Here is an 8,730-nt window from a genome sequence, read left to right on the forward strand (position 1 = left end):
GGTCACGATGCAGGCCCACGGAATTTTGTCAGCCAGCTACAAATTCCGTGTGGTTCGCAATGACAAGCGCGGCCACCAATACCTGGTGCTGGTGGACCTTTCCACCGACTTCCTCGACAGCCGGGAAGGCGGGCCCGCCCGGCTGGTCGAGGTGGGTGCGGCCATAGCCAAAAATGCCGCGGCGCGTTACAACCTTCTGGTCAGCGGCGTGTACTGGCAGGTCAATGAGCAGATCCAGGGCTTCGGGGCCAGCCGGCCTGTTCCTTTGCGCGCAGCTCCGGAGGCGGCCGCCTCGCCGCCACCGGTACGGCGCGCTGAGCGCGCCACGGCGGAAGAGCTCGCGGCTTTTGAAGCCGCCTGGGAAAAGGGTCGGGCGATGCAAATCGGCGACCGTGTTTATTCATCCGACCTGGCACCGCTGGAGCCGATGGAACGGGATTCCCAAAAAGACGACAGCCGGCGATAAAAGCCCGCAGATAAGAACCCGCAGATCCTCAGGACTTGCGCCGCCGCGGCACCACCGTGAGCTGCATGACGTTTTTGGCCAGCACGGCGCCCACCGTCACCTGCTGCGGCGCGATGTCCACCAGCTGGTCGGGGTGCCAGACCTTCAGCTGTGCGGCGCCTTCGGGCAGGTCCTCAAACGTCGCGATGCCTTCCGAACTGGTTTTGGCAGCCCACGGGGATTCACTGGCGTAGATGTAGCCGCGCATGGAGCCGTGGATGAAACACCCCAGCAAAGTAGCCCCGACGACACCGGCCCTGTCCAGCGTCACCTCGCTCGACTTGCCCGGCTTTCCGTCGGGTTTGCCTTCCAGCCGCAACTCAAAGCCGGCATTCGTGGCGCTGAACTGGCCCATGCCCGCGGGCGAACTGCGCACGTGGTGGTCCCAGGGGTCGTTGTTGATGAAATTCACTTTGGCCCCTACGGCAACCACCGTCACTGCCGGGATGAACTGCATCTTTTCCTGGCTGATCGTGGCCTGCGCCGCCAGAGGCGTTTTGGGCGCGGCGCTTTTGTTGGCTGGCGCCACCACCACCACGGCGTCCTGCACCGGTTTGCCGTCCTTGTCGAGCACGGACACCACGAGGTTGCCGGCGTAGGCCCCGGCGCTGAAGCCGAGGAGCGCGATGATGGCGGTGTGCTGGAGTGCTTGTTTCATGGCTTGGCCGCCGTTTCCGGGGGCGTGATGATGTCGCGGTTCATGGGTGCCAGCAGCGCCAGCATTTCATTTTGTTTGCGAAAAGGAATGCCCCTGGCGTCCATGCTTTGCTGCAGCACCTCCACAAGCGCGTGGAAGTCCGACTTCTTGATGTCGAGGTTGGCGTGCGAACTTTTCATGTCTGCGCCCTTGTATACGCAGGGGCCGCCGCTCAGGGCGCAGAGCTGGTCGACCAGCTGCTCTTTCACGCGCTGCTGGTTGGCAGGCTTGAAATGCGGGCCGGTGCGCGGGTCGGCCAGCAAGCGGACCATGAAGTCGTCCATCAGCGCCACCAGTCCGGCTTTTTCACCGAAGGCCTTGTAGAGCTGGTCGTCTTTGGGCGCCGTCTGGGCAAATGCAGCACCGGCCATCAACAGGCCTGCTGCAAGGGCGAAAGAAACAAAAGGGTTTTTCATGGGCGGTTCCTTGAATGGTCGTAGGGTTCGTCGGGCTCAAAAAGCGACCTGGGCCGAGAGGTAGTACCCGGTTTGCTTTCGGCTGGCCGTGGTGGCCGGAACGATCACACCCAGGTCGACATAAGCCAGGGTGAGCGAGAGGTTTTTGGTGGGCGCCCAGGCAATAAAGATGTCTTTCCAGTCTTCAGAACGCAGCCCGTTGCCCAGGCCGGCCGCGCGGCCCGCGCCTTCGAGCCTGTTGCGCATGAAGCGGTATTCGGCACCGATGGCCACGTTTTTGCTGACCAGCCAGGCCACCGAGAATTCCGGCTGCAGCGTGTATTTGTCTTCATTGCCGCCCAGCGTGGCGCCATAGCCCAGCAGGCCGTTCTGGTTGGCTTTGGTGGCGCGCAGCGTGCCGTTGACCAGCACGCTCTGGCCGAGAAAGAGCTTGGTGGCGCTGACATACACATCCACGCCGTGGCGTTTGGCGCCCAATGCGGTGAGCGTGGTGTCCAGCCCGGTGGAGCCCAGCGTCTTGTACTGCACACCCACCGCCACCTGCGGCATCAGCGTGTCGCTGTCGAGTACGGCGTCTCCCAGCACACGTACCTTTGCGCCAACGATGGTCTGCTTCAGGTGCAGGCCGGGCAGGCCCAGCGCCGTGCCGGTACCGCGGGTGTTGAAGTCCTGCTGCGCGATCGACAGCTCAACACGGTCATGGATGCCGACGGCCGCGCCGTACACATTCAGCCCGTAGTCGGTGGTGCCTGCGTGGGTGAGATAGGCGGAGCCGCCGATCTCATCGGCCGTGGCATTGCTGCCGATGACGGCCCAGGGCGTGAGGCCGCCGCCGGCCGCGCCTTCAATGGTGCTGACGCCACCGGTCAGGAGGAGCTTGCCGGTGTCGGCGTGGGCGCCTGCGCTGATCAGCAGGCCTGCGAGCAGGGGGAGGGGGGTGAAGATTTTGCGCATGGTTTGGGGGTTTGGTGTCGGCTGGGTGGGGGAAGGTGGGCAGGGGATTCGAATAAAGGTGCTTGATGGTTGGAATACGGGAGGTAGAGGGGACTGGATTCAACTTTTTTTGGGAATTGCCTGATTTGGGGTTTTTTCGGTCTTTGTGGTCTTTGCTGGGGGCTGCTGGCCGGGGTTGCCCGGCATGCAACTCACTTTTCTTTGCTTCGCCAAAGAAAAGTAAGCAAAAGAAAGGCGACCCTGGTTCCTGCGTCCCTACGCTTCGCTGCGGGCAACCTGCGGTGCTCGGTCCAGCCGGGGTCAAAAACAACTCGCCTTCGGCTCAAACAAGTTTTTGCCCTGATCCGTCTGGACCTCCGCTCCTCGGCGCATCCACAAGGGGGTGGGGAAGGAATACCAAAATCGGACACCGAAGAATCAAGGACACGCCGTGGCGTGTCCTTGTTGGTATTGGTCTTTGACTCCGGTACCCGAATTCGGACTTCCCCGTCCTGGCTGGGCCGAGCAGCGCAGACGGAGGCGGAAGGTCGGGCCGCAGTTGTTTGAGCCGAAGGCGAGTTCTGCGGACCGCCGCCGGAGTCGAGCAGCGCAGGTTKCCTGAAGCGAAGCGTAAGGACCCAGACTGCGGGTCGCCTTTTCTTTGGTGACTTTCTTTTGGCGAAGCAAAAGAAAGTTACTTGCCGCCGGGCAACCCCCGGCCAGCAGCCTTAAGAGGAGAGCGCGACTCAAAAATCCTATCTACCGATAGCACTGTGAATCCACGAGTGACAAAGCCGCGTATCACACACCAGCCGCGTCGCACCTCACCGTGCACCGCTTTCCTTAACGTTTCAAAAGCGAGTCGAATAAATGCCCACTGACTCTTCACCCGCACCCCTGCGTTTGCTGGTCAAAACGGGTTGCACGATGCTCCTGCTCGCCGCAGGCATCACCTTCACTTCGGCGAAAGCCCAGCCAGCCCCACCCCGGGAGTGGACCAGCCCGCCACCGGGCGACATCGCACGCGGAATGGCCCTGTACCAAGCGCGCTGCACGGCATGCCATGCGGTAGACAGCAACAAGATTGGGCCGGCGCACCGGGGTGTGGTGGGCCGCCGCGTGGGTAGCCTGCCTGGGTACAAATATTCGGACGAACTGGCGCGGTCCCGGTTGCGCTGGACACCGCAAACCCTCAACGCCTGGCTGGAAGACCCCGAACAACTGGTGGCCGGCCAGCGCATGGGCTTCCAGGTGGAAAGCGCAGCGGAACGCGCCGACCTGATTGCCTACCTGGCTACATTGAAGTAAGACTGGCCATGAGACATCGGCCATGAGACAAGGCGCCGCGCACGGCGGCTGTGCCGAAGACGCTCATGCTGCAGGTTTCTTCGTTTTTTTCTGCTGCTTTCCGGCTGCCGCGGTTTGCGCTTTCAGTACACGGTGGCGCCGCTCCAGAAACGCCAGCAACCGGTGCTCGGCCGCGTAGAGGCGGCGCATCTTCTTGCCGGACTCCAGTTGCGGCCACAAGGTGCTCATGGCCTCGGCATCCTGCGCCAAGCTGCTTCCCAACGCCAGCACAGCCGGGTGGATATACGATTTTTTGCAGACGGCCGGTGTGTTTCCCAGCAGGCGGGCTACCTCCTGCAGGACGGCCTTGGCGCTGTAAGCGCCAGCTGCTCCGGCTGCGCCATTGCCGCTGCTGCCGCCGCACGCCAGCCGGGTCAGTTCCAGCGCCTGTACCGTGCCATGCCAGGTGCGAAAGTCCTTGGCGGTGAAGTGTTGCCCCCACGGTTGCTCACTGCGTGTAGCGTCCTGCCCCCCATGGGGAACTTGTGTCGACGCATGTCTGCTTCTTGTGGATGGAGCCGTGATCTCCGCCAGGTAGTCGTTGACGTCACCTGAACCCACAGCGCGCAGCTCACCTTTTTCGTCTTCGTACTGAAACAGCAGTTGTCCCGGCAACTGCTGGCAGCGCCGCACCACCGCGGCCACTTTCGGGTCGTCGACTTTCAGGTCCTGCATCACACCGCTCTTGCCGCGAAAGCGCAGCTGCAGCGTCTTGCCGCGCACACCGGCATGCGGGTTGCGCAGGGTGGTCAGGCCGTAGGATCCGTTTTCCCGGGCGTACTCGTCATTGCCGACGCGCACGTAGGTGGTGTCCAGCAGGCGCACCAGGGTCGCCAGCACCAGGCTGCGCGTGACCGGCTGGTTGCGGTGCGGCATCAGGTCGCGCGCCACGCGTGCACGTATGCGCGGCAGGGTTTTGCCAAAAGCCCGCAGTCTTTCGAACTTGCTGTCGTTGCGCTGGGCCTGCCAGTCGGGGTGGTAGCGGTACTGCTTGCGGCCCCGCGCGTCGTAGCCCGTGGCTTGCAGGTGGCCGTTGGGCTGCGGGCAAATCCAGACCCGGCTGTAAGCCGGCGGAATCGCCAGTTTCTGGATGCGCCGGATCTCTTCCGGGTCCTTGACCCATTGGCCTGCGGCGTCGCGGTAGCGAAAACCCTTGCCGCTTTTCAGCCGGGCCAGCCCGGACATGTCGTCGCTCACATACACCAGGCCGGTGCCTCGCAGGCTGGGCGGGGCTTTAGTCGAAGGTGGAGTGGGGCGTGCGCCTGGCATTGGGGATGGGTGTGAGGGGTATGAGGGGTGTTGCTGGAGAGGATATTTGCTATAAATTCAATAGCTGCTTGCGCCCGTTGTCATTGGCCTGGAGCCGGTTTTCATCAGTCATTTGTGGTGGCATGGGCCCGTTGGCCGGACCGCAAACCGCTGGGGGACATTGTGGAGACAGCCACAGCGCCGGACCTGTAGGACTCAGCCGTTTGATGAGCCTGCCGGCTTCTGATCTTCACGGCGGGGACGGGGCGGTGGTGTCGCCACAGTGCCAATGCTTCGGCCCCGGTCTGCGGCCCTGGCTGTACCATCGCAGCCATGAAACGACGCGACTTTCTTGCCGCCACCACACTGGTTGCCACCGGAGGATTTGCCATGGCTGATGTGCCCAAAGTCCAATCGCTGGATGAGGCCCTGCGCTGGCTCGACAAGGTCGAGCAGGCCGCCAGCGTTAAAACCACCGGCCCATGGCCCCTGGTGTCGGTGCTGGAGCACATGGCGCAAAGCGTGGAAATGAGCCTGGACGGCTTTCCGCAGCCGAAAAGCGCGGTGTTCCAGAACACGGCCGGCGCCGCGGCCTTTGCCTTTTTCAAATGGCGCGGGCAAATGAGCCACAGCCTGAGCGAGCCCATCCCGGGTGCTGCGGCCCTCAGCCGTGAAGGCGACTGGCGCCCCGCGTCGGCGCGGCTGCGCACCGCCATTACCCGCTTCGCCGGGCACCAGGGCGCGCTCAAGCCGCACTTTGCCTATGGCGCACTCAGCAAGGCTGATTTTTCACTCGCACACACCTTCCATATCGCCAACCACCAGGATGAGATCGTCCTGGTAGCGCGCTAGAAGAACCGGTTAAAAGAGCTGGTTAGAAGAGCTGGTCGGTTGCTATCGATTCAGGAGCCGCTTGCGCACGCCCTGATCGGGCTGCAGGCACTTTTTGCTCGTAGATTCCCTCTTCGCCGGGCTTGGCCAGCGTAGAAGCGCGAACCCCCAGCAGGCGCAGTTTTTTGTCCAGCGGCACCCGCTTGAGGCACTGCCCCGCCAGCTGGCGGATGGTCTTTCCGTCTGCGGTGTAAGTCTCTGAGGTCTGGTCGCGTGTCGCGATCTTGAAGTCGTCATAGCGCAGCTTGATGCCAATGGTTTTGGCCACGTAACCCTTGCGCTGCAGGTCGTCACCCAGCCGCTCGCACAAATCAGTGAAGATGGCGCCCAGCGTCGCCTTGTCGCGCACCGCGTGCAGGTCGCGGTCAAAAGTGGTTTCGCGGCTCATGCTGACGGGCTCGCTCTCGGTGACCACCGGTCGGTCGTCGCGGCCCCAGGCAGCCTCGTGCATCCAGGCGCCGGTGGCTTTGCCGAAGTTGTCGATCAGCCAGCCCGGGTCTTGCGCGGCCAGCTCGCCGATGGTGTGAATGTGCAGCTTCGCCAGTTTGTCGCCGGACTTCGGGCCGATGCCGTTGATCTTGCGCACGTGCAGTGGCCAGATTTTTTCCTGCAGGTCCGCTTCGTAAATGATGGAAATGCCGTTGGGCTTGTTGAACTCGCTCGCCATCTTGGCCAGCAGCTTGTTGGGCGCCACGCCGACAGAGCAGGTCAGGCCGGTCTTTTCAAAAATCGCTTTCTGGATCAGCCGCGCGAGCACACGCCCGCCTTCACGCTGGCCGCCGGGCACATCGGTGAAGTCGATATAAACCTCGTCCACGCCGCGGTCCTGCATCAGCGGTGCGATGTCGGTGATGGTGCTTTTAAAGAGCTGCGAATATTTGCGGATTTCCGAGAAATCCACCGGCAGCACAATCGCCTGCGGGCACAGCTTGGCGGCCTTCATCATGCCCATGGCCGAGCCCACGCCGAACTGCCGCGCTGCATAGGTGGCGGTGGTGATAACGCCGCGGCCCACATAGTCCTTGAGCAGCGGAAAACTTTCCACCGGAATGAAGCGCAAGGCCCGCTCGCCCTGCGCCGCCCGCAGCTCCTCGTCAACCTTGCGCCAGCCGCCGCCTATGACGACCGGCAGGCCCTTCAATTGCGGGTAGCGCAGCAACTCGACGGACGCAAAAAACGCGTCCATGTCGAGGTGGGCAATGCGGCGGATTTTGGCTGGAGATGAAACGGGTGAATGGGCCACCTCGCAAGCATAGCGCGCAGGCAAAGGTTGTGGCGGAGGGCCGGCGCCCGGCAGGGTAGGCCCGGGCTTACGGCGCTTCTTCCCCGTTCCTTACGCGGACACAAATTGCCCTGATAAATACTCGGATCCACGCCAGACGGGTGATCACGCGGGGTGGCATGCCCATCTGCTTATTTTTGCCATCCGCCCGTTGGCTGGTTTTTCCAAGGAGGCCGTTGCCATGACCGAGGATCAGAAAAATAGCCGGGCAACCATCATTCCCACGCTGCGTTATCGGGACGGTGCCGCGGCGGTCAAATGGCTGTGCCGCGCTTTCGGTTTTCAGGAGCACCTGGTGGTGCCCGACAAGGACGGCGCCATTGCACATGCCCAACTGGTCTATGGCAATGGAATGATCATGCTCGGCTCCGCCACCAACAACGACTTCCACCAGCTCGTCAAGTCACCGTCAGAGTCCGGCTGCGTCGGGTCGCAAAGCGCTTACATCCAGGTTCAGGACGTGGATGCTCACTACAGGCAGGCCATTGCTGCGGGAGCCGTCATCGTGATCGACATCAAGGATGAAGATTACGGCGGGCGAGGCTACTCCTGCCGCGACCCGGAGGGCCATATCTGGAATTTCGGGAGCTACGATCCCTGGGCTGTCTGACTCGTCAGCGCCGGCATCATGCCCAGCGAAGGCCAGTGATCGCGCTCTGGCATCATGGCCGGCACTGCACATCCCTTGAAAGTGAATGCCATGCCCTCTCACGCTGCCGGAAGTTTTGACGTCAATCTCGTGCCCCAGCCCCTGGCGAATGCGGACGCCGGGCCCCTGATGGGCCGCCTATCCATCAACAAGACCTTCAGCGGCGACCTGCAGGCCACCAGCCAGGGCGAGATGCTGAGCGCCGGCACGGCAGTCAAAGGCTCGGCAGGCTACGTCGCGATGGAACGCGTGACAGGCACGCTGCACGGGAAAAGCGGCAGCTTTGTGCTGCAGCACAGCGGCACCATGAACCGTGGTGCGCCGCAGTTGACGGTGAGCGTGGTGCCTGATTCAGGCACCGATGAGTTGACTGGCTTAAGTGGAACGCTCACCATCCAGATTGCTGACGGCAAGCATTCATATGTGATGGAGTATGAGATATCGCTTCAGGCTTGAGATAGCGAAATAGTCATGCCTCAACTTCATCGGTTCTGGTTTTCTTTCGAAGACCTCCCGCCCTTTTCCATATTGAACGTCGGCTGCGGCGTAACGGCTTATACCTATGACGATGCGCTTCAAATACTCAAAGACCGGGTGTTTGCGCAATCGTTGCCCGCTTCCTCTGTGATTGCGGATGTTGATGTCAGCACGCTGGACGAGAACCACGTGCGGCCCAATATGGGTGTGGTGACGCAACGCGGTGTGTGGTTTCCGTTGGGGTATTGAGCGACCATGAAGGCCGCAGCCCACCCAACATTGAAA

Annotated in this window: 11 protein-coding genes; 6 read left to right on the forward strand and 5 right to left on the reverse strand. The window is 62.3% G+C overall.

Annotated features, from left to right (window positions below):
• Window positions 1–466: hypothetical protein (locus AC1D0Z_RS12650; protein WP_477658592.1), on the forward strand; the 466-nt coding region annotated here is incomplete at its 5' end.
• A 28-nt stretch (window positions 467–494) separates the two neighbouring features.
• Here AC1D0Z_RS12650 and AC1D0Z_RS12655 read toward each other — a convergent pair.
• Genes AC1D0Z_RS12655 through AC1D0Z_RS12665 form a run of 3 tightly spaced genes read right to left on the reverse strand, consistent with a single transcriptional unit; the run spans window position 495 to window position 2,572 of the window.
• The gene (locus tag AC1D0Z_RS12655) at window positions 495–1,163 is read right to left on the reverse strand and encodes a cupredoxin domain-containing protein (protein ID WP_477658593.1); all 669 of its coding nucleotides are present in this window, start codon (window positions 1,161–1,163) and stop codon (window positions 495–497) included.
• A complete protein-coding gene (locus AC1D0Z_RS12660) occupies window positions 1,160–1,618 on the reverse strand; it encodes a group I truncated hemoglobin (RefSeq protein WP_477658594.1) in 459 nt (152 codons plus the stop codon). Before AC1D0Z_RS12660 ends, AC1D0Z_RS12655 begins: the two co-directional genes overlap by 4 nt.
• 36 nt (window positions 1,619–1,654) lie before the next feature.
• Window positions 1,655–2,572 carry a DUF3034 family protein gene (locus tag AC1D0Z_RS12665; protein WP_477658595.1) on the reverse strand — a complete coding sequence of 306 codons (918 nt, stop codon included), beginning with the start codon at window positions 2,570–2,572 and terminating at the stop codon, window positions 1,655–1,657.
• An 849-nt stretch (window positions 2,573–3,421) separates the two neighbouring features.
• Here AC1D0Z_RS12665 and AC1D0Z_RS12670 point away from each other — a divergent pair.
• Window positions 3,422–3,859, forward strand: a complete 438-nt coding sequence (locus AC1D0Z_RS12670; RefSeq protein ID WP_477658596.1) for a c-type cytochrome — start codon at window positions 3,422–3,424, stop codon at window positions 3,857–3,859.
• A gap of 63 nt (window positions 3,860–3,922) precedes the next feature.
• Here the strand turns inward: AC1D0Z_RS12670 and AC1D0Z_RS12675 are convergent, their stop codons facing one another.
• A complete protein-coding gene (locus tag AC1D0Z_RS12675) occupies window positions 3,923–5,167 on the reverse strand; it encodes a DNA topoisomerase IB (protein WP_477658597.1) in 1,245 nt (414 codons plus the stop codon).
• Window positions 5,168–5,479: 312 nt separating this feature from the next.
• Between AC1D0Z_RS12675 and AC1D0Z_RS12680 the strand changes: the two genes are divergently transcribed.
• Window positions 5,480–5,998, forward strand: a complete 519-nt coding sequence (locus tag AC1D0Z_RS12680; protein WP_477658598.1) for a DUF1569 domain-containing protein — start codon at window positions 5,480–5,482, stop codon at window positions 5,996–5,998.
• Window positions 5,999–6,020: 22 nt separating this feature from the next.
• Here AC1D0Z_RS12680 and AC1D0Z_RS12685 read toward each other — a convergent pair whose 3' ends face one another.
• Window positions 6,021–7,223 carry a Y-family DNA polymerase gene (locus AC1D0Z_RS12685; RefSeq protein ID WP_477658602.1) on the reverse strand — a complete coding sequence of 401 codons (1,203 nt, stop codon included), beginning with the start codon at window positions 7,221–7,223 and terminating at the stop codon, window positions 6,021–6,023.
• Window positions 7,224–7,500: 277 nt separating this feature from the next.
• On the opposite strand from AC1D0Z_RS12685, the gene AC1D0Z_RS12690 reads away from it, so the two are divergent.
• The 3 genes from AC1D0Z_RS12690 to AC1D0Z_RS12700 all read left to right on the forward strand — a co-directional run bounded on the left by AC1D0Z_RS12690 (window position 7,501) and on the right by AC1D0Z_RS12700 (window position 8,694).
• Window positions 7,501–7,929: a VOC family protein gene (locus tag AC1D0Z_RS12690; RefSeq protein ID WP_477658599.1), complete on the forward strand. Its 429-nt coding sequence runs from the start codon at window positions 7,501–7,503 to the stop codon at window positions 7,927–7,929.
• 90 nt (window positions 7,930–8,019) lie between these two features.
• Window positions 8,020–8,424, forward strand: a complete 405-nt coding sequence (locus AC1D0Z_RS12695) for a DUF3224 domain-containing protein (protein WP_477658600.1) — start codon at window positions 8,020–8,022, stop codon at window positions 8,422–8,424.
• Window positions 8,425–8,439: 15 nt separating this feature from the next.
• Entirely contained in the window at window positions 8,440–8,694 is a 255-nt protein-coding gene (locus AC1D0Z_RS12700) for a hypothetical protein (RefSeq protein WP_477658601.1), read from the forward strand.
• Window positions 8,695–8,730 lie beyond the last annotated feature (36 nt).

It is taken from the genome of Polaromonas sp. P1_E3, assembly GCF_056405935.1.